At 51.4% G+C, this 19,506-nt stretch carries 20 protein-coding genes and 1 tRNA gene; 11 read left to right on the top strand and 10 right to left on the bottom strand.

Going from position 1 to position 19,506, the window contains the following annotated elements; genetic code table 11:
* The first annotated feature begins 141 nt into the window (after positions 1 to 141).
* On the top strand, positions 142 to 402 hold the full coding sequence (locus tag ABWV55_RS02325; RefSeq protein WP_353292123.1) for a cytochrome-c oxidase: 261 nt from the start codon (positions 142 to 144) through the stop codon (positions 400 to 402).
* Between the two features lie 35 nt (positions 403 to 437).
* Here the strand turns inward: ABWV55_RS02325 and murJ are convergent, their stop codons facing one another.
* Positions 438 to 2,051 carry a murein biosynthesis integral membrane protein MurJ gene (murJ, locus tag ABWV55_RS02320; protein ID WP_353292517.1) on the bottom strand — a complete coding sequence of 538 codons (1,614 nt, stop codon included), beginning with the start codon at positions 2,049 to 2,051 and terminating at the stop codon, positions 438 to 440.
* Positions 2,052 to 2,137: 86 nt separating this feature from the next.
* Between murJ and sfsA the strand changes: the two genes are divergently transcribed.
* The 4 genes from sfsA (at position 2,138) to ABWV55_RS02300 (ending at position 6,469) form a co-directional block, all read left to right on the top strand.
* Positions 2,138 to 2,896 carry a DNA/RNA nuclease SfsA gene (sfsA, locus tag ABWV55_RS02315; protein ID WP_353292516.1) on the top strand — a complete coding sequence of 253 codons (759 nt, stop codon included), beginning with the start codon at positions 2,138 to 2,140 and terminating at the stop codon, positions 2,894 to 2,896.
* 86 nt (positions 2,897 to 2,982) lie between these two features.
* Positions 2,983 to 4,467 carry an ammonium transporter gene (locus tag ABWV55_RS02310; protein WP_353292122.1) on the top strand — a complete coding sequence of 495 codons (1,485 nt, stop codon included), beginning with the start codon at positions 2,983 to 2,985 and terminating at the stop codon, positions 4,465 to 4,467.
* A gap of 106 nt (positions 4,468 to 4,573) precedes the next feature.
* A complete protein-coding gene (locus ABWV55_RS02305; protein WP_353292121.1) occupies positions 4,574 to 5,773 on the top strand; it encodes a 4-hydroxy-3-methylbut-2-enyl diphosphate reductase in 1,200 nt (399 codons plus the stop codon).
* Positions 5,774 to 5,833: 60 nt separating this feature from the next.
* Positions 5,834 to 6,469, top strand: coding sequence for a DUF1997 domain-containing protein (locus ABWV55_RS02300; protein ID WP_353292120.1), 636 nt, complete (start codon positions 5,834 to 5,836; stop codon positions 6,467 to 6,469).
* Between the two features lie 29 nt (positions 6,470 to 6,498).
* Here ABWV55_RS02300 and ABWV55_RS02295 read toward each other — a convergent pair whose 3' ends face one another.
* Both ABWV55_RS02295 and purH read right to left on the bottom strand, forming a co-directional pair.
* On the bottom strand, positions 6,499 to 6,957 hold the full coding sequence (locus ABWV55_RS02295) for a DUF4079 domain-containing protein (protein WP_353292515.1): 459 nt from the start codon (positions 6,955 to 6,957) through the stop codon (positions 6,499 to 6,501).
* Positions 6,958 to 7,020: 63 nt separating this feature from the next.
* Positions 7,021 to 8,583 carry a bifunctional phosphoribosylaminoimidazolecarboxamide formyltransferase/IMP cyclohydrolase gene (purH, locus tag ABWV55_RS02290; protein WP_353292119.1) on the bottom strand — a complete coding sequence of 521 codons (1,563 nt, stop codon included), beginning with the start codon at positions 8,581 to 8,583 and terminating at the stop codon, positions 7,021 to 7,023.
* A gap of 55 nt (positions 8,584 to 8,638) precedes the next feature.
* Between purH and ABWV55_RS02285 the strand changes: the two genes are divergently transcribed.
* Positions 8,639 to 9,208, top strand: coding sequence for an alpha/beta fold hydrolase (locus ABWV55_RS02285; protein WP_353292118.1), 570 nt, complete (start codon positions 8,639 to 8,641; stop codon positions 9,206 to 9,208).
* On the opposite strand, the gene ABWV55_RS02280 is transcribed toward ABWV55_RS02285, so the two are convergent.
* Both ABWV55_RS02280 and ABWV55_RS02275 read right to left on the bottom strand, forming a co-directional pair.
* Positions 9,209 to 9,577 carry a DUF3155 domain-containing protein gene (locus tag ABWV55_RS02280; protein WP_353292514.1) on the bottom strand — a complete coding sequence of 123 codons (369 nt, stop codon included), beginning with the start codon at positions 9,575 to 9,577 and terminating at the stop codon, positions 9,209 to 9,211. It abuts the gene before it with no gap.
* Between the two features lie 121 nt (positions 9,578 to 9,698).
* Positions 9,699 to 9,863 carry a hypothetical protein gene (locus tag ABWV55_RS02275; RefSeq protein ID WP_353292117.1) on the bottom strand — a complete coding sequence of 55 codons (165 nt, stop codon included), beginning with the start codon at positions 9,861 to 9,863 and terminating at the stop codon, positions 9,699 to 9,701.
* 96 nt (positions 9,864 to 9,959) lie between these two features.
* Between ABWV55_RS02275 and ABWV55_RS02270 the strand changes: the two genes are divergently transcribed.
* Positions 9,960 to 11,084, top strand: coding sequence for an ATP-binding protein (locus ABWV55_RS02270; protein WP_353292116.1), 1,125 nt, complete (start codon positions 9,960 to 9,962; stop codon positions 11,082 to 11,084).
* Here the strand turns inward: ABWV55_RS02270 and cobS are convergent.
* Positions 11,044 to 11,808, bottom strand: coding sequence for an adenosylcobinamide-GDP ribazoletransferase (cobS, locus tag ABWV55_RS02265; protein ID WP_353292513.1), 765 nt, complete (start codon positions 11,806 to 11,808; stop codon positions 11,044 to 11,046). The two genes, ABWV55_RS02270 and cobS, sit on opposite strands and share 41 nt — an antisense overlap.
* Positions 11,809 to 11,923: 115 nt before the next feature.
* Between cobS and tgt the strand changes: the two genes are divergently transcribed.
* On the top strand, positions 11,924 to 13,042 hold the full coding sequence (tgt, locus tag ABWV55_RS02260) for a tRNA guanosine(34) transglycosylase Tgt (protein WP_353292115.1): 1,119 nt from the start codon (positions 11,924 to 11,926) through the stop codon (positions 13,040 to 13,042).
* A 32-nt stretch (positions 13,043 to 13,074) separates the two neighbouring features.
* Complete coding sequence (locus tag ABWV55_RS02255) at positions 13,075 to 13,218, top strand: photosystem II reaction center protein K (RefSeq protein ID WP_353292512.1); 144 nt, start codon at positions 13,075 to 13,077, stop codon at positions 13,216 to 13,218.
* Here ABWV55_RS02255 and ABWV55_RS02250 read toward each other — a convergent pair.
* The 3 genes from ABWV55_RS02250 to ABWV55_RS02240 all read right to left on the bottom strand — a co-directional run bounded on the left by ABWV55_RS02250 (position 13,215) and on the right by ABWV55_RS02240 (position 16,168).
* Positions 13,215 to 13,964 (bottom strand): WecB/TagA/CpsF family glycosyltransferase, encoded by a 750-nt coding sequence (locus tag ABWV55_RS02250; protein ID WP_353292114.1) that lies wholly within the window; start codon positions 13,962 to 13,964, stop codon positions 13,215 to 13,217. The two genes, ABWV55_RS02255 and ABWV55_RS02250, sit on opposite strands and share 4 nt — an antisense overlap.
* An 825-nt stretch (positions 13,965 to 14,789) precedes the next feature.
* Positions 14,790 to 16,082: a hemolysin family protein gene (locus ABWV55_RS02245; protein ID WP_353292113.1), complete on the bottom strand. Its 1,293-nt coding sequence runs from the start codon at positions 16,080 to 16,082 to the stop codon at positions 14,790 to 14,792.
* 13 nt (positions 16,083 to 16,095) lie between these two features.
* Positions 16,096 to 16,168 (bottom strand) — tRNA-Ile (locus tag ABWV55_RS02240).
* A 455-nt stretch (positions 16,169 to 16,623) separates the two neighbouring features.
* Between ABWV55_RS02240 and pyrE the strand changes: the two genes are divergently transcribed.
* Together pyrE and ABWV55_RS02230 are read left to right on the top strand one after the other, a co-directional pair.
* Positions 16,624 to 17,208, top strand: a complete 585-nt coding sequence (pyrE, locus tag ABWV55_RS02235; RefSeq protein WP_353292112.1) for an orotate phosphoribosyltransferase — start codon at positions 16,624 to 16,626, stop codon at positions 17,206 to 17,208.
* Positions 17,205 to 18,005: a tRNA-modifying protein YgfZ gene (locus ABWV55_RS02230; RefSeq protein ID WP_353292111.1), complete on the top strand. Its 801-nt coding sequence runs from the start codon at positions 17,205 to 17,207 to the stop codon at positions 18,003 to 18,005. Before pyrE ends, ABWV55_RS02230 begins: the two co-directional genes overlap by 4 nt.
* Here ABWV55_RS02230 and ABWV55_RS02225 read toward each other — a convergent pair.
* Positions 17,957 to 19,480, bottom strand: coding sequence for a TM0106 family RecB-like putative nuclease (locus ABWV55_RS02225; RefSeq protein WP_353292110.1), 1,524 nt, complete (start codon positions 19,478 to 19,480; stop codon positions 17,957 to 17,959). The genes ABWV55_RS02230 and ABWV55_RS02225 overlap by 49 nt on opposite strands.
* Between the last annotated feature and the right edge of the window lie 26 nt (positions 19,481 to 19,506).

Here is a 19,506-nt window from a genome sequence, read left to right as displayed (position 1 = left end):
AACATTAAGAAGGATTTCAGTGGGAATAAGTAGTCTACGCAGTCTTTGTTTATCAAAAACCATGAATCTGTTACTTAGGACCGGTTTATGAGGGCCTCGCTATGGAGATCTCATAAAGTCACTTGACGACAGAGTTCCTACGTGCTGCTAATCGAGGTCATCAACGCACGTGAGGTCGTGCGGCAACGCATTGGAAAGTTAGGCGCACGCTTGATTGGTAAAATCGTTGACCCTGACAAGCAAGTCGAAGAGGCCCTGATTCAGGAAATGGAAACTGCTTTTAAGGAATTTGGAATTGAAGCTAAAATTACATCAGTTTCTGGTGCACAAACGATTGGTACTGGTCTAATCGAGCTGCCAATCCAGGTGAGAAACATCAAAGAAGTCCGACATAAGGAGTAAATTTACACAAATCAGTCGAGACTGCAGGAATTAAGTTAATACAATCGGATTCCTCGAAGGAACATCTTGCCGATGTCACGCACCTCGGAGACTCCCAATGCCGAACCGAGCAAACCGAATAACGCCAAACCCAGCACACTCGACAACCCTACCTGAGCCAGCAGACCAAACCAGCCCAAAGGCCAATCCGCTAGCACTGAAAAACCCCAAACCGCTACTCCTGACAGCAGGCCAGCAACCAGTAAACGCGCTGCATCCGCCCCCCAAAGAGTAAGAGTCAACGTCGGCAAGCAGCGCTTGAGTTCGAGCAACAATGCCAAACAGGTAACGAAATTGATTCCAACAGTGGCCAGAACCAGTCCCGGTGCTCCGAAGTTTAAAGGTGACTGATTACCCCAGGGAGTTGGCCCCCCCACCAATAACCAATCGAATACTAAATTAAGACCAATCCCTACCAAAGAAAAACGGAACGGGGTAGTGCCATCACCGAGAGCGTAAAACACCCGCACTAAAACATCTCGACCGAGATAAACCGGCATGCCAAGGCCATATGCCATTAAAAGTGCTGTCACCAACTGAGCAGCAGCAGAATCGAATGCTCCACGTTCATATACAAGGGCCACTATTGGAGCACCTAAAGCGATGAACAGCGCTCCAATCGGTACCATTGATGCCATCGACAAAATTAGACCTTGACGGATACGCGCAAGCAACTGGGGGCGATCCCTTGGAGCAGTCAGACGTGCAAAGGTAGGCAATAGTGGCACTAGCAAGGCGTTGGAAATTAATCCAAGCGGTGTCTGCACTAGTAGGTTGGCGTAGCTAAGACCAGCTGCTGCTCCGGTAATAGCCGAGGAAAAAAATAAATCGGTGAATACATTGATCTGCAACATTCCGGACGACAGTGTCGCAGGCCCCATAACTCGCCAGACCTCACGAACCCCGGGATGCGTCCAGTACCACACCAGCTTAAGTTTTCCTGAGCCTTGCCGCATCAGGGTTGGAAGCTGAATAAGCCATTGCACGAATGCTCCAACCAGCGTTGCAACTGCCAGCACTACTCCACCGAGCATCGCGAGGGTTGGCGCACCAATTCCTCCTCCAGCCCACCACCATAGAAGGCCAACGCTAAATATGAGCCCTAAACTGGACATAAGTGGTGAAATCGCTGGAATCCAAAATTCATTAGCCGCATTAAGTGATCCGAAACCTAGTCCGATCAGTCCGGCTAGGAGCGCCATCGGCGCCATCACCCGCAATTGCATTGCAGCAATCGCATGGACATCTGGGCTTAAGCCAGGACCAACCAAAGTTATTAATGGATCAGCAGCAAGCACCAAAACAACAGTTACCATCAACAGCGGAGCGCTAACCGTTGTGTTTAATGCTGCAAGGATGTAAGCACTCTCTTCACGAGGTCGCCGGCTCAGAACACTCACCATGGCGCTATGTAATGGCCCATTGATGCCACCGAGCAAGATTAAAAAGAAACCCGGCAACACATAGGCGTAGTTGTAAGCGTCATAAGCAGCACCCACACCAAAAGCGGCTGCAATCACAAGTTGCCGCCCTAACCCACCGACTTTACTAAGAAAAGTGCCCAGGGTCACCACTAATGCGATGTCTTTAAGTGAACGCACTACATCCAGGCCCTAACAGTGGACGCATTGTGGAAACATCAGTACAGCATGGAAGGCTATCTGCTAGAGCTATGACCGGTCCTGTTTGGTTGGACATGCCTCTCCTGGAGTTTGAAGCTTTACAGGAGGGGGTCCTGATCAAACGTTACAAGCGTTTCCTTGCCGACATCGAAATCGACAATGGGGAGGTGGTTACGGCTCATTGTGCAAACACAGGCTCAATGAGAGGTGTGCTAGTCCCGGGGCAGCGGGTCCGACTACGGCATGCACTTTCACCAAAACGTAAGCTGGCATGGACCTGGGAGCAAGCCGCAGTCACCGGTGCAGATGGTCAACTTTGTTGGGTAGGGGTAAACACGGCCCTCCCCAATCGTTTGGTTCGAGCTGCGATCGAGGTTGGTTGCCTTGTCGACCAGTTGGGCGATATAAAGAGCATCCGTGCCGAGGTGGCTTACGGTGAAAACCAATGTAGCCGGATCGACCTCCTGCTCACACCAGCGGAGAGCAATCCTGATCAACGCTTGGTTTATTTAGAAGTTAAAAATACAACTTGGGTGGATGGTCGAACTGCCTTGTTTCCAGACAGTGTGACAAAAAGGGGTCAGAAACACTTGGTACAGCTTATGAACGTGTTACCAAAAGCACGGGCCATTCTGATCCCTTGCTTGAGTCGTCCTGATGTAAACGATTTCGCACCTGGCGATCAAGCTGATTCCTGCTATGGCTCCCTTTTTCGTGCCGCCGTGAGCGCCGGCGTCGAGGTTATTCCCTGCTGTTTCCGTTACAAATCAAACAAAATCACCTGGCAAGGCTTGAAGCCCATACGACATCTTGACGATTTGGTATCAAGTTAAACATTGAGAGGGACCGCGTAGTTCCAAATTGGGCATCTGCTGGGATATATGAACCCAAGCACCTCAGCGTTTTTGCCTTTTTGTAAATGACAACCGCCTTCCAAGCCCCGCCTCCATGGCGACGGAAAACACGGCGACGGAAAACACTTCGAGAAGTCAGTCTTCTTGATGGTCCAGTGATGTTTTTTAAGATTATCCGTGGATTCAGTTCCAATCGCGCGATAACCTGGCTTGCTTGCGTCCCTCTGACACTGCTTGGCTTCAGCATTTTCACAACCTCCATTAAGGCAGAGGAATTACCCAAATTGTCGGTAAGCTTCCTGATTAATAACCTTTGGCTGTTAGTCGCCACAATTCTGGTGATTTTCATGAATGCTGGCTTTGCCATGGTGGAAACTGGCATGTGCCGTCAAAAAAACGCCGTCAATATCCTTGCCAAAAACCTGTTTGTATTCGCCCTTGCGGTAACTGCATATTGGTTTGTGGGCTATTCCTTGATGTACGGTGACTCCCTAATCGGTCAGTGGCTCTACTTCGGCGGGTTGTTCTTTGATCCGACTGTGACAGCAGAAACTATCAGTGACACTGGTTTAGTTCCAACGGTTGATTTCCTTTTCCAAGCTGCTTTCGCAGGCACCGCAGCCACAATCGTGTCCGGTCTTGTTGCCGAACGAATCAAGTTTGGTGAGTTCGTGATCTTCGCCCTTATATTGACAGCCTTTATATATCCAATTGCCGGTAGCTGGACATGGAACGGTGGCTGGCTAAACAACTTTGGCGATAGAGGGTTCATCGACTTCGCTGGCTCATCCGTCGTACACTCTGTAGGTGCCTGGGCTGGTTTGGTCGGCGCCGTATTGCTTGGCCCTCGCGTTGGTAAGTACGTCGGGGGCAAGGTGCAGGCAATTCCTGGCCACAACATGCCTATCGCCACCCTCGGCGCTTTGATCCTCTGGATTGGCTGGTACGGCTTCAATCCTGGCTCTGAGCTCGCCATGGACCAATGGGTACCTTATCTAGCCGCCACAACCACCTTAGGTGCTGCTGGCGGTGCCATAGGTGCAACTTTGATTTCCACAGTCACTTCCAAGAAGCCTGACATCACTATGATTATTAATGGTATCTTAGCTGGCCTAGTAAGCGTGACTGCTGGCTGTCACAGCCTCACCTTGTTAGGCTCATGGTTTGCCGGCCTCGTGGGTGGCATTATCGTCGTGTTTGCTGTTTCTGCACTAGACTCTTCAGGAATTGATGATCCTGTCGGCGCCTTCTCTGTACACGGAGTCTGCGGTGTGTGGGGTACGTTAGTAATCGGGCTTTGGGGTTTCAATATTCAGGGCGATGGCTCGCCTATCGGTCTCCTGGTTGGTGGTGGTTTTGAACAACTCGGTATCCAAGCTTTGGGTGCAGGGGTTTATGCCACCTGGACCGTTGTTACCTGTTTTATTGCCTGGGAAGTAATTGGAGCTTTGTTGGGTGGTATCCGCGTAACAGAGCAGGAAGAGATAGACGGTTTGGATATTGGCGAACACGGTATGGAAGCCTACGCTGGTTTCCTAACCAACAACTAAGTCTTTACGGATGTTTAAGCGCTAAAGCCCGGCCGAAGGGCCGGGCTTTAATTAGATTTCGCTCTCACCGTAGGCACCATAAAAGTTACTCGATCAAAGGTAGGCCATGGACACCCGCGCCTTTAAGCGTTCCCTCCACCACTCTGGACAGTACAACCGACGAGGGTTTGGACGAGCTGAAGAAGTGGCTGAAAGTCTCAAGCGGGCTTATCAAAGTGATTTGATTGGAAGCATTCGAGATAACGGATATGAACTGACCCATGGCCGACTCAAAGTGCGTTTAGCGGAGGCCTTTGGGTTCTGCTGGGGCGTAGAACGAGCGGTTGCAATGGCCTATGAAACGCAGCGTCACTATCCCAATAAGCGTTTATGGATCACCAATGAAATCATCCATAACCCTTCCGTTAATGATCATCTGCGCGACATGAATGTCCGGTTTATTCCCGTCGAACAGGGAATAAAGGACTTTTCAGTGGTCAGGTCTGGAGAAGTAGTGATTCTTCCTGCTTTTGGTGCCACGGTCCAAGAAATGCAACTCCTCAGCGAACGAGGGTGTCACATCGTGGACACCACCTGTCCTTGGGTCTCCAAGGTATGGAACACGGTGGAAAAACACAAAAAACACGCCTTCACCTCTGTAATTCACGGTAGGGTGAAGCACGAGGAAACCCTTGCAACAAGTTCATTTGCTGGAACATACCTTGTTTTGTTGGATTTAGAAGAAGCGCAAATTGTCGCCGACTACATACACGGCAAGGGCGACCGTACTTCATTTATGCAACGCTTCGCCAAAGCTTGTTCACAAGGCTTTGACCCGGACCGTGATTTAGAGCGACTCGGCGTTGCGAACCAAACCACAATGCTAAAAAGTGAAACCGAAGAAATCGGCCGCTTATTTGAGCAGACCATGCTCAGCAAATATGGCCCCACGCGGCTGGACGAGCATTTCTTGGCATTTAACACGATTTGCGATGCTACCCAGGAACGTCAGGATGCCATGTTCTCGCTCGTGGACAATCCTCTAGATCTTATGGTGGTGATTGGTGGTTTCAATTCATCCAATACCACTCATCTTCAAGAAATTGCTATCAGCCGCGGCATCCGATCATTCCATATAGACACACCAGACAGGATCAACGTAAACGCCAACTCTATTGAGCATAAGCCGCTGTCTGAGGATTTTAAAAGCGAGCCCGACTTTCTTCCCGCAGGATCAGTAACTGTTGGAATCACATCAGGTGCATCGACCCCAGACCGTGCTGTTGAGGCCGTTATCGACAAGCTGAAACGACTGAGCGAAGGCTGATTCCAGCCAGCTTTACATTGGTTCATGTTTTACTAGTTCTGTATCAGCCCATTTCTCACCTTGTTGCTCTTGTCGCGTTTCGACACTATCAATTTGCGTTACAGAGATGATCCCCAGGTGCGCTGTTACCGCAGCCAGTGCTCCGATCAGATGGAGATGTTGTCTTCTAGTGATGCAGTTGAGAAGTACTTAGACCGCCACCGAGCTTGGTTTGAACGCTGCGCAACACCTATGAGCGTACATCCTCTTGATCCACAGTCATACAAGCTCACCTTGGGGAAATTTAAAAATTTTGGATTTGAGATCGAGCCTACTATCGCATTGCGCCTTCTACCACAGGATAAAGGCATTTATCGAATTGAAACAGTTCATTTCACCCCAAAAACTTTTGATTTACGAGGGCATTACGACGTCGATTTCCAGGCCAGCATGCACCTAGTTCCAATACATCGCCAGGACGACAAACTATCCCGCAGAACGGGAACATCTGTTCAATGGGATCTCGATCTCTCTGTTTGGATTCGCCTTCCTCAGGTAATTACCATGCTTCCAAATCACTTTGTACAGTCTAGCGGGAACCACTTGCTTAAGCAGATAGTACGTCAAATTTCAAGACGGCTGACGTGGAAGGTACAAGAAGACTTTCATGCGTCCCACGGCTTGAGCTGCCCGTCACGACGACAAGCAGCCTTTTAACAGCAAATGCTGAGAATGACAAGTGCGTATCAGCGGCTAACCCAAATCTTGTTGACGATTTCCATTCCGCTGAAAGCCTGCCACAGGAACAAGGTAAGCATCCCTATATTGAGGCCAACATGAGTCTTGCGGGCTACTGTGTTGCCCCGCTGCATGAGTGGGGAAAGAGAGGCAGCTACAGCAAGGATTCCGGTCATAGCTAAGCCCACGAGTAAATGAGGACCGATGAACAACTTCTCGTTATTGAGGTAAGTGACTGCCATGCCGCCCAGTGTACCGAGCGTCATTAATGCAAGAAGGATGCTTCCCCAAATGTAGTGGCGCTGAGCAAACTTCCCAGGCAGTAAAGCTTTGCGTTGCTTCGGGGTTCCTGTGCGCGTCTTTTTGACTTTAATGCCGAGGTAAAGGGCCCAGGCGCTTGTAGCCAGAAGACCCCATTCCATTAACGGATGGGCGAAATTCAAAGCGAAGGGAAGGGTGGCCAGCATCATCAAAAAAGTAGTTACTCTGTCGCGAGGTTAGGGGTTGAAAAATCCTGGTAGTTTGGCGACTCAATGTAGGAAGTGGCGACGGCCTGTAAGTAGCATCGCCAGGTCCAGTTCATCACAGGCCTTAATCGAATCAACATCGCGAAGACTACCTCCCGGATGGATGACAGCAGTAACTCCATAACGTGCCGCTAAGCGGACAGTGTCATCGAAAGGAAAGAACCCATCACTCGCAAGAACAGCCCCTGTTGCTCGATCTCCAGCTGCACCGAGAGCAAGGCGAGCGGAACTGACCCGATTCATTTGGCCAGCGCCAATCCCAAAGCTTTGACCCTTTCCAGCAACTACGACGGCATTCGAACGCACGTGACGCACCAATTGCCAGGCAAACTCAAGATCTTGCCTTTCCTGAGATGTTGGAGGTCGCTGGCTGACTACGGTCCAGTCACTCGGGGTGATTGCTTGATTATCTAAGTCCTGAACCAATAATCCGCCGAGGATGCTGCGTACCTGATCCGATCTCACTGAATCAATCGCCGTAGAATGAAGCTCTAGTAAGCGCAGGTTGGCTTTTGCTGAAAGAATCTCTCTGGCCTCCGGAGAAAAGCCCGGCGCTACAACACACTCCAGAAAGAAGCTGCTTAATTCGCTTGCCGCCGCTGCGCCGACCACACTGTTAACGGCGACAATTCCTCCAAAAGAACTAACATGGTCAGTGTTGAGGGCTTTGGCGAGTGCAATTGCAACATCCTCGCCGATCGCAACCCCACAAGGATTAGTGTGTTTAACCACCACAGCCGAAGGCCGAGTACAAGAGTTCTGCTCATTACAGCCGTATCCGAACTCTCGCACAGTGGCGAGAGCAGCGTCAAGATCCAGTAAGTTATTGGCACTCAGCTCTTTACCTTGCAGCTGAGTAGCACCGCCCCAACCCTGGTCATTATAGCTATACCAGCTGCATTTCTGGTGAGGGTTCTCGCCGTAACGAAGGGTTTGACGCAAAGGGACTGCCTCCAGTCGGGGTGCCTTCTCGGTGGCAACCGTTTGCTCCATCCATCGGCTGATTTCGATATCGTATGTCGCCGTATGTTGAAATGCTTCAAGAGCCAGCTGACGGCGCAACTCCGGGGGAACCCGACCGCCAGTCCTGGCCATCACCTCAAGTAAACGATTGTACTTATCAGGACTCGTCAAGACAGTAACGTACTCATGGTTTTTCGCAGCGGCGCGAATCATACTTGACCCACCTATATCAATATCCCCAATCGCCTGATCCCAAGTCACATTAGGTTTGGCTGATGTCTCTCGAAAAGCGTATAGATTCACGACCACCAAGTCAATTGGGTCTATCTTTTGCCGATCGAGCTCTGCGCCATGAGACGCATCACCACGCTTAGCCAAGATACCACCATGAATTCGAGGATGAAGCGTTTTTACGCGACCGCTAAGGATTTCAGGTGCTCCCGTATAGTCAGATACGCGTATTACAGGAAGACTCGCCTGTTCTAGTACTCTGGCAGTACCCCCAGTGGAGAGCAGCCGATAACCGTAGGTGAGATGGAGGGCCTCGGCGAAGGGCACAAGACCAGATTTATCGGACACACTCAGCAAAGCAATAGGAGCCATCAGTCGACATGACTTGGTCTTTGGCCAACTTACGCATTAATCATTAATTTTCCATATGTCTCAACGCCTTGTGCTGCTGCATGGATGGGGTGCAAATGCTGCCGATTTACGACCACTCGGGGGACAATTGGCTGCACAGCATCCAAATGAGCTTGATGTGATGTGTTTAGAAGCACCGCAGCCGCATGTACAAACAGGAGGACGCCAGTGGTATGGGCTATTTCCACCAGATTGGGCTGCAGTGCCAGAAGCTGTTCATGACCTTCGAGTACGGCTACTCAAAATCTCAAGTGATAGCATTCCTCTAGAACGCACAGTTTTATTTGGTTTCTCTCAAGGAGGAGCAATGGCTCTGAGCTGCGGTTGCAGTCTTCCTTTGGCTGGTGTGATTAGCTGTAGTGGTTACCCCCATCCGGATTGGCAACCACCGCACGACCACCCACCCGTTTTAGCACTGCACGGTCTTGACGACGAAGTTGTACCACCAGCAGCTCTCGAGATGATCACAGCTCGGCTTACGCCTGAAAGATGTCAGAATCAACTGCTGAAAAATGGCCACACCATCACAACGGAGATGATGCAGCCGCTTCAAAACGCTCTTCAAGCAATGCTGACATTGAGTTGATCAAACAAAAGAGTATTCGTACTCTTCCATTTCCTCCCAGTCGTCGGAGGTTAGATCAAGACCCTCAAACAACGTATCTTCACCAACGGAGTAGACTATAAACCGAAGTGAGGGGAATAGAAAGTAGTTTTCTTCAGCATACTGAGCACTAAATAAGCCCTTTTCACCCCAAAAAAAGCGATCGGTAGTGTGTTCATTGCGTCGAACATTCAGCAGGGCAGGAGGAACGAGACCGCCTTCGGCTATATAACGACGTGCCGCGGTGACGGGCTTGTATTCACCAGTTTCTAAGTAATGCGTCTGCACGCGAGTAAGGACACGCTGTCCGGCAAGCCTGCGACGGCTGATGCGCTTTCTTTTCTTAGACATGGAAAGATCCCGTTGAGGAAAAAGAACTAGGGATGGACGCAAAGGCAAGCGGAAACCGAAAGAGTGAAATCACAGTTTCGGTTATTTCGCCACAAGCGGGTCGACGGAAAGACGTCAGACGCTAGGAGTGGACCGCATCAGGACAGAGGAGCATGAATAGCTCAAGCCATCGAAAGGACACCAACACCTCAGCAATGCCAAAGTGGACATCCAGCGGAGACCCACCTGTCTCTGCTGTAGCTGCGATTGCATTAAGAATGCAACTTTTATGCGCGTTGGCGAGCATTCACTTTTGATAAGCGGCACTCCAATGCCATCAAGATTTAAGATTTTTTTCGGATTTTTCAACTTCATATAACCCGATGGGTCCGTTTCACTCCACATGCAGCTGACCAATCGGTTTCTCGACTTCGCAGACCAGCAGCTCGATCCATTGGTCTCGAGAAAGGTTTTCAGTCATCTAGACCTGTACCTAAGCGCTCCGCCAGAACAGCCGGGGCCGCCACTAATCTTAATTCAGCAATGGTCATCGTCGAGCCACGCCCTACCTGCAACAAGCGTGGATATTGAGCTTAGGCAAACCAATGAAGAGCGCCGGTGGTATCCACTTCAGGATGCTGACCTAATTTTAGGTGCTCTTCATGTTGAGCTTGAACCGGGTCTTAGCTGGACCAAAGATCTCGACGAGCAAATGTGCAGATGCGCATTGTCCATTAGCAACGCTCTTGGTCGCGACCTGGAATGTATGCAGCTGCGAAAGGAACTTCACCATGAGCGTAACCAACTCAAAATGCTGGTGCATCAACTCCGCAACCCACTTGCCGCGCTGCGTACCTACGCCCAACTCATAATTCGACGCTTGGGGCCCGAGAATATTCATTTACCTTTGATCGACGGCATCCTGACAGAACAGCGACAGCTTGGACGATACATCGATGCCATCGAAACGCTCGGTCAACAGAAGCTTCCCAGCGGATCAGATACCTCGAGCCCCTACCTACTGCCGCCTGATGCCGCTCAACAAAACAAAAATCTAAAAGAACTCCTGATTCCCCTCATCGAACGAGCGAGTGCAACAGCCAGCTTGCAAGGACGTCAATGGCATGGCCCCTCGCAATGGCCAGCTTGGGGTGGCTGCTCTGCAGGAGACGGAAGCACTGCTGAGATCGTTGCCAATCTGCTTGAGAACGCTTTCCGTTACAGCCCGCCAGGCTGTGCGGTTGGCCTGACTCTGTTGGCTGATGGTCTCTGTGTTTGGGATGGCGGTCCTCCTATTGCAACAGACGAACGTCAGTTGATTTTTCGGCGAGGGGAACGTGGCATCACCAGTCGCGATCGGCCTGGTACCGGGCTTGGTCTAGCTCTTGCCCGCGCTCTGGCCGAGCGCAACGGAGGACAACTCACGCTGTCCGTTGAGCCGTGGCGAATCAACACGAATCTACCGAAACAAGGTAACGCGTTTCGACTCAGCTGGCTGCAGCCAACCCTGCCAGCAGCAATAGAGTGAACACCTCTGTGATCACTACAGCAGCTCCATAGCTATCTCCAGTGTATCCTCCTAGATGTCGCCCCAGACAATCAGCAACGACTAACGACACAGGTGCACCTACGAGGAGGGGAAAGAGCGGAATAAATAGGGCTAAAACTAGCAGTCCTAAGCCGGCCGGCAAGGCATCCCACCAATTCTGGTAATGACGCCGATGGAAGCTTGCTGTGCCGTCTGGTCGTAAATAGTTAAAGCGGGCTATTGCCCACAAAGGGGAGACACGACCCCAAAACCCTGCCAGACAAAGCGCTACAGGAGCCTGATCACTAAGTTGCACCAATGCAGCAAGCTCAAGCAATAGGGCTACTGCTAAGGCGAGCACGCCGCTGGCACCGACACGGCTGTCTTGCATTGCTTCCAGGCGTCTTGAAAAACCAGCAGCCAAGCCATCCGCAGTATCCATCAATCCATCGTGATGTAAGCCGCCACCAAGACAAATTCCAGCAGCCATCACCAAGGGAGCTAAAGCCAAAGTCCCCCAGCCAAGAACTGTCATTCCCCACCAGAGCATTGCCTGGAACGCGCCAATCAACAGCCCGATCCAAGATGCAAAACGAGCAATACGTTTGAAACTAGGTTGTGGCCAGGGCCAAGGCGGCAAAACTGAATAGAAAATCCATGCCCCGGCCAGATCAGCGAGCCAAGGAAAAACTTCCGAGCGATCAGAGCCTGCATCTGACTTCAACCGTAGGTCAGTTGAACACAATCAAAACGTAAGGAGTTTCAATACGTAAGGCACAAGTCCAGCAGCTTCGCTTCCCTGGCCTAACCCTAGGTTCAGCAAAAGAGAAAGTACCGACATGTTCGACTTCGAAATCAGTGCGCATTGTTCAAACACCCAGGCCCGCTGTGGCTGTTTTCACACACCGCACGGACCAGTACAAACACCCCAATTTATGCCTGTGGGGACTTTGGCCACAGTGAAAGGGATTAGTACAGAGCAATTGATACATGCTGGCACACAGATGGTGTTGTCTAACACGTATCACCTACATCTTCAGCCGGGTGAGAATATTGTAGCTTCCGCAGGTGGGCTCCACCGTTTTATGGGCTGGCACGGGCCGATGCTTACCGATTCGGGTGGATTCCAAGTATTTAGTCTCGGGAATCTCAACACTGTTGATGAACGCGGGGTGATCTTCCAGAGCCCACGTGACGGTCGCACTATCCACATGACTCCGGAGCAGGCCACCACCATTCAGATGACTCTGGGGGCTGATGTGGTAATGGCCTTTGACCAGTGTCCGCCTTACTCAGCCACCGAAAATGATGTGATTGATGCCTGTCGACGCACCCATGCTTGGCTTGAGCGTTGCGTCAATGCTCATACCCGAAACGACCAAGCCCTGTTCGGCATCGTTCAAGGGGGTTGTTTCCCGCATCTACGTCGAGATAGCGCCCACGCTGTGGCAGCATTCAACCTTCCGGGCATCGCTATCGGTGGCGTAAGCGTTGGCGAACCGGTCAACGACATACATAGAATCATTCGCGACATCAACCCACTCCTGCCAATAGATCGTCCCCGTTACCTAATGGGGGTCGGGACACCATGCGAGATGGCCATTGCCGTTGCAAATGGCACCGACATGTTCGATTGTGTCCTTCCCACGAGACTGGGCCGACACGGCACAGCACTCGTTGGTGGAGAGCGCTGGAACCTACGAAATGCACGCTTTCGTAATGATCACACCCCCCTTGATTCCAGCTGCTCCTGCCCGGCCTGCACAAACCATAGTCGAGCCTATCTCCATCATCTGATCCGCAGCGAGGAATTGCTAGGTCTCACGCTTGTGAGCTTGCATAACATCACACACCTATTGAGATTTACCAGTGCTATGGCGCAGGCCATTCAGGATGGTTCTTTTTCAGAGGATTTCGCTCCCTGGCAGCGGAACTCACCAGCCCACCACACGTGGTAACGTCCGGCTCGATGCTTGCTTCACGCTTAGGGATGATCATCTTTACCCCCGACTTGATGGCCCAGCTGCCTGAGGCCTATCAAGCTTTCTCTCCGCTTATTGACATTCTTCCACTGATTCCAGTGTTTTTCCTACTTCTCGCCTTTGTGTGGCAGGCATCTGTAGGTTTCCGCTAATCATTCAGCTCACCCTTAATGACCTGCCAAACAAAAGCTGGCAGGGACAACATGCGTTTCCAACGGTTGGGCTCTTGTATCAGTCGATAGAGCCATTCAATTTGCATCCGACACATCCACTTCGGCGCTCTTTTTTTGGTGCCTGCCCAGACATCGAAACTGCCACCAACACCCATCCACAAACCATGCTGACCCTTCTGTACTCGATGTGACCAGGTTTCTTGACGAGGCACACCCAACGCAACCAACACCAAATCAGGTCGAAGTTCTCTGAGTTTTGACTCAAGGTGAGGCCAAGCTTCGGCTGACTGGTAACCATCAACGGCGAAGACTAATCTTAGGCCAGGGAATCTTTTAAATAGCATGATTTTGAGCGAGGCCATCACATTTGGAGATGCGCCCACAAGAGCAACGGTCCAACCGTGGGAAGCCGCGTAGTTGAGCAAGCTCCAGGCCAACTCGATTCCTGCCGTCTTCACTACCCGCACCCCTTGCTTAGAGAGAGCCCAAACGACGCCGGCGCCATCGGGGATCACGAGCTCAGCATTAATGATTGCACTACCGAGATCCTTATCCATCCGCGCTGCCATCGTCATTTCAGCGTTCAGGGTGACGATGCGTCCGCCACCGCTTACATGCATGTCTAAAGCGGCAACTTGTACATCACAACAGACATCTACGGGAAAACCAAGCACGCGGTAGCGGTGACAGCCACCACAGGCTTTGGTGGCTGGCTGTATTACCATAAGTCCGTGTCGGAAAGTTTAGGGTTAGTGATTAAGCCAGGCATAACTATGCTTAGGACAAGGACTCCCGGGGTAATAGCCATCATGACCGGATCTCAGGCAGCTCGGTCAAATTGTTGAGCAGGTGATTCTTGATCGCTAGGATCTCATTCAGTGATTTTTTACCGACCAGCAAACCCACAATGATCTGTGGCAATTACTAGAAACGCGTGAGTGAAGGGTTGCGTGTACTCCATTCGGTGTTTTGGGGGGTCTAAGCTTCGCGCATAGCTGGTTTCATAACGCAGGCTGACCAAGAGTCAGAAATTGAAGTAGCGGGTTCTAAGCCTGATGAAAAGCCTATTACGGTCTATGCTGTCCCAATCAAAGAGGATTGAGGACTTTAACCAACAGCCTGAATATTCTCGACGTTTTTGACGCAAAATGTGATGCTGTACGAGAGTCCTGCAGCCGCTGATCGCGCCGGAAGCATCTTCAGGGCGACGTCGATGCCTTGTCCCGGCTACAGCTGAGATAGAGCGAGCCCGAAGCCTATATCTCGATTCATACGTAGTCGAGATGAGGTAGATACTATGACCACCCAAAGTTTAGTTCATTGCATCGCAATTAGGACTTATCGCGCACTGACTACGACATATGAGAATGGGGCAACAAAACCTCTATCAATATGATCAAAGTAGCCCTCGCAATCTGGTTAGCAGCGTACAGAGATAGGTTGGAAACTAGGTGCTGGACGCCAATCGGTGTTGTCTAATTATGGCGACCCTTTACCAGTTAAAGATGCGGCCAGCAAGCATAGGCTGATTTAAGACTGCTGGGGGAGGGTTACTGGCCTTCAGAAGCAACCTCGTTCGAATTCGGTAGAACTAACCGGACTTGATCAATACGTGGACCGGCCATGATGATGATTTCGAACTGTAGGCCCTGAAAACGTAGGGCTTCTCCGGGAGCAGGGATGTGCTGAAGACGTTCCAAGAGAAAGCCCGCTAAAGTGTGGTGATCGTCCGCTTCTGGCAGATTGAGGTTGAGCTGGCGGTTCAGCTCAACGATTTCGAACTCACCAGCTACTAACCATGACCCTGGGCGGCCGTCTTCAGTTTGTAACTCTGGTTCATGGGTCTCATTTTGCACATCATCACCAACTATCTCCCCTGTGAGATCAGCGGCGGTCACGAGCCCTTCCGTCCCGCCGTGCTCATCCACCACCAACAGCAACGGCTGACCGCTACGGATTATGGGAAGAAGTTCGGCTAGCGTGCAGGTTTCTAATACGCGCACGGCAGGCTGAAGGTAAGGCTCTAATGGAGAACCAGCTTCCAGCTGTCCATGAGCGATCGGTTCGGCCATCTGTCTCAGATCTAGCACCCCACGCACATCGTCCAAGGACTGACCAATCACCGGAAAACGAGCATGCTGAGTGTGATGCACCACTTCCATTAACTCAGCGAAACAAACGGTTGCTGGCAGCGTGACCATTCCGGAGCGCGGCACCATCACCTCTCTCACTTGAGTGTCACGTAGAGCAAAAACTCCTTCAAGGATGTTGCGCTCATCTGGGTACAGCCCCGTTACTCGGCCAGACTCGACCAAGGTTTCTAATTCACCTGCGGACAATGCTGGCACTAGTACATCCCATTGAGGAGCTAGCCCTAAAAGGCGCATTAACAAACCGGCGAATGCCTCAAGCACATTGAGAAGCGGCGCAAGACACTGCATCAACACCTCTAACAACGGCGTCAAGCGCAGGGCCGCTGTTTCCGGTCGATTCAATACCCAAGCTTTAGGAAGCAAACCCCCAAAAAATGTGGCTACCAAAACAATTCCTATAAACAACGCGGCATCACACCAGAGCAAACCGAAAGACTCAGCAGTCCAAAGGTGCTCTCCCAAGCCCCGGCCAGTCCAGCCTAAGGACACCAAAGCCAGAGTTGCCCCGAGCTGAGAAACCATTAGGGCTCGCCTTAGCCTGCGCTGTAGACGTTGAATTGCACATGCTCCAACACGTCCTTCTTCAATCAGTACCTCAACCCGACTAGGCCGCAGTTGTAAAAGCGACACTTCCGCAGCGGCGAAAAATGCCGGTAAAAACAACAAGACAGCCAGCAAGAGGAGCCGCATCAGGTGACTTCAATGGGGGTCGCGGGGATCGAACCCGCCTCAGGCGAATTATGAGTTCGCTGCATTCACCAGATTGCTAGACCCCCCTTAGGCAGTGTTATCACAGGAGCAACGCTGGAAGAAGGCTCATTCGTCTTGGACGATTTCAAAGCTCCAGGTAAGGTTAAAGCTCAACTTGTGAAATAAGACCAAAAAGCTTTGTGTTGTAATGATGCTCCCAATTCAGTGTAACTGCCAGACTTGAATCCGTTTGAAGCTAATGAAGACCTAACCGTCAATAGCTAATTGTTCGAATCAACGGATCTTATGATTGCTTGGGTCGTATCAAAGCTTTTCGTCATCGGTAGTAGACTAGCATTAGCTAGTTAGGAGCCTCCAAGGCCGGATAGAAACCATTTCATTTATGCAGACTTACCTAGCAAAATCAGCCACGGCAGCCAGATGCTACGAATGAGGTTGAAACCAGATCTAGGAGCATCAAAACAAATCCCGGCCCTACTATCGCAAGCTGGAAGGAACCTTATGACAACCGGTTGACCTTATGCCTACTTTGCCCGGACTCTCCGAGGAGCAGCGCGGCGAACTAACAAGGCGCTTGGCTTTGTATGCATACCAACGCGGCGACTTTACCTTGGCTTCTGGACGCCAGAGCAGGTACTATGTGAATTGCAAGCCCGTCAGTTTGAGTGGTACGGGGCTTTCCCTAATCAGCACTGCGATGTTGAATTATGTAGATGCGAAAGCCGTTGCCGTCGCAGGGCTCACCCTTGGAGCCGACCCTCTGGTGAGTGGGGTGGCCATGGCTGCATCCCTAGCCAACCAAGACTTGGATGCGCTCATCGTCCGAAAAGAAGCTAAAGACCACGGAACAGGTACTTGGCTCGAAGGTCCTCTTCCTCAACCCGGTGCCGTAATAACAGTGTTAGAAGATGTTGTCACGACCGGGGGATCATCCCTGAAAGCCGTTAAGCAACTGCGCGAGGCAGGTTACGCAGTGACTCGCGTGGTCACGATCGTAGACCGCGAAGAAGGAGGAGCCGCCTCCATTGAGGCGGCAGGCCTTGAACTAATCAGCCTGTACCGCCTCTCAGAAATCTCCATATGTGCAGCAAAGCTGAATAGATGAGTAAAAACCTTCACTGGGATGCTGTATTTCCATTGCTGAGACTAGAAGGCGAGAGTGCCTGCAGCTTTCTCCAAGGGCAAACCAGCGCTAATATCGCCAACGCACTAGACGGAGCATTGGTTCAGAGTTGTTGGCTAACCACTACAGGGCACTTAAGGGCTTTGCTAGAAGTTCGTCTTGATCGCAACGGTGCTGATGTCCTCGTTCTGGCTGGAGACTCGTCTGCGTTAGAGCAGGGATTCAGCCAGGTGATTTTTCCCACAGATCGCGTGCGTTTACGTCCTATGAGCAAGCAACGGCGTATTCAGCAACTCCTTACTAAAAGTGCAGCATTGTGGCTCAAACCTCAATCCTCATTGCCTCGAGATTGGACTAGCCAACCTGCGAATTCTCAACAATTAGAATACTGGCGTATTGACCAAGGGCTGGCGATTGGCCCTGGAGAGCTGAAGGCCAATGCCAATCCATTTGAGTTAGGTCTCTCCGATCGGGTGGATCTTAATAAAGGGTGTTACCTCGGCCAGGAGGTCGTAGCGAAGCTTGCAAGACTCGGCAAAGTTAAACAGCAGCTCAGGGGGTGGAGTAGCGGCACCCAACTAGCTGTTCGCGACACCATGAGCTACAACGGTGAGCTAGCAGCAACGATTACCAGTGTTTTGAACACACCACACGGTTCGATCGGCCTCGCTCTAGTGCGACGTCGACATCTCGACGCAGAAGTGCTAGACGGACCGAGTGGCCAACCTGTTCAGCTCAACTCCCTGCCAGCCTTTGAATCTCTGCCAGCAGGCTGCTGATGCCGGTGCAACAGCCTATCTTGTTCCAGTAGCCATGCTGCCACCGTCCAAGTAGCCAGACAATCATCGCGGTTATAAGCGAAAATCCAGCCTAGGTTATGAAGGCTTCCTCGTCGTTCAGGACCTTCTCCTAACCATTGACGCCACCAAAGTAACGATCTGGCTCCGTCAACGCGGGTTTGTTTCCAACTAAATCCTCGCCATGCTGCCACAGACTTCAGTCCGTAACTGCTTAGGGGTAAACGCCAGTGACTGCGAATCCTTGCATGTACATCAATTAATCGCCGTTCTAATCGACCCAACTGTGTGTCGGAGGCACCCTGACTATGCGCCATTCGTCTCAATGAAATAGTTTCGGTTTCGCCGTAATGAAGAATCGGCCATCCTTCATATCGATTGAGTAGCCGCTGCAGACGTGACCAACTGCTGTGCTCTCCGTGCTCAGCTAGTACCAATAGTGGACAGTAGGAAGCCACTGCAAGATCCCACTGATCATCACTTTGACGCGGTAGACGCAGAAAGCCATGTAGAAAATCATGACCTACGTCTGGGTCCGACTCGATGTCGTAGAGCAGAACGCCTGGAGCACTGTCAAGTTCAGGGAGAGCAGGGGAGAGTCCAAGACGTTCCGCACGGCCATCACACTGAACTATCGCCTGGGCTACCAAAGTTCGGGCCACCTTTCCTTGGTGCTCTCCGTGGCGTTCCATTTGAGTAGTCAACCAATCTGGATCGGCCAAAGCGAGGTCTTTGAGAGCATTAATCCCCAGCTTCTGCAATATGTCTTGACGTTTCGAACCAATACCACTTACCTCGCTTAGATGTCCGTTAGTCACAGCAATGCGGTTGCAGCTTTCTTTCCAACCGCAGAGCGTGCACTTACGGCGATCCGCTGCTAGAGGGGGTGGCTGAGGTCGAGCTAAATCGATACGGAGTTTTCTCAGTGCCTTGTATAGTTGCTTCCGGAGACCACTGGTCAACTTGATTCGATCCTGCTCCAAAGGCCGTCCTCCCCCACCAATCACCAATAACTCCGGTACAGGCCCCTGCTGGTACTGCTCTAATAGATGTCCCATTAAGGCCAATGACAACTGGTGCTCCCGAGTCATCCGTCTTCCCTGACGCGCAAGTACAGGCTGATATGCAAAAGCACCCCAACGGCTCTGCCCATTCACCCGGATTAGCAAAGGGGGATGAGCCTCTAGGCGCTCCCCAGAGGGCCCAGGCCCTTTCAATCGCAAACCAACTACCCCCTCTTGACCAGCGGCACAAGCTGCTTCACCATGGCCTGGCTTATCGGTCAACAACGCGATGAAACACCGCTGCTGATTATCAAGTAAAAGGTTGCGATGAGCTGTCCAGTGCCGTTCATCTGCATCGCCATGACAGTCAAGCCAAGCCTTACGGCGGCAACGCAACCAACTGCGCAGCAGCCGATCTGTCAGAACATTGTCGGCAAACGGAGTAGCACCCATTGATCGACCCTAGGCGACTGCGAGCT

This window comes from Synechococcus sp. M16CYN, from assembly GCF_040371545.1.
Lineage (GTDB): Bacteria > Cyanobacteriota > Cyanobacteriia > PCC-6307 > Cyanobiaceae > Parasynechococcus.
Note: the sequence above shows the minus strand (reverse complement) of the source record. Positions and strands in the feature narration are given on the sequence as shown.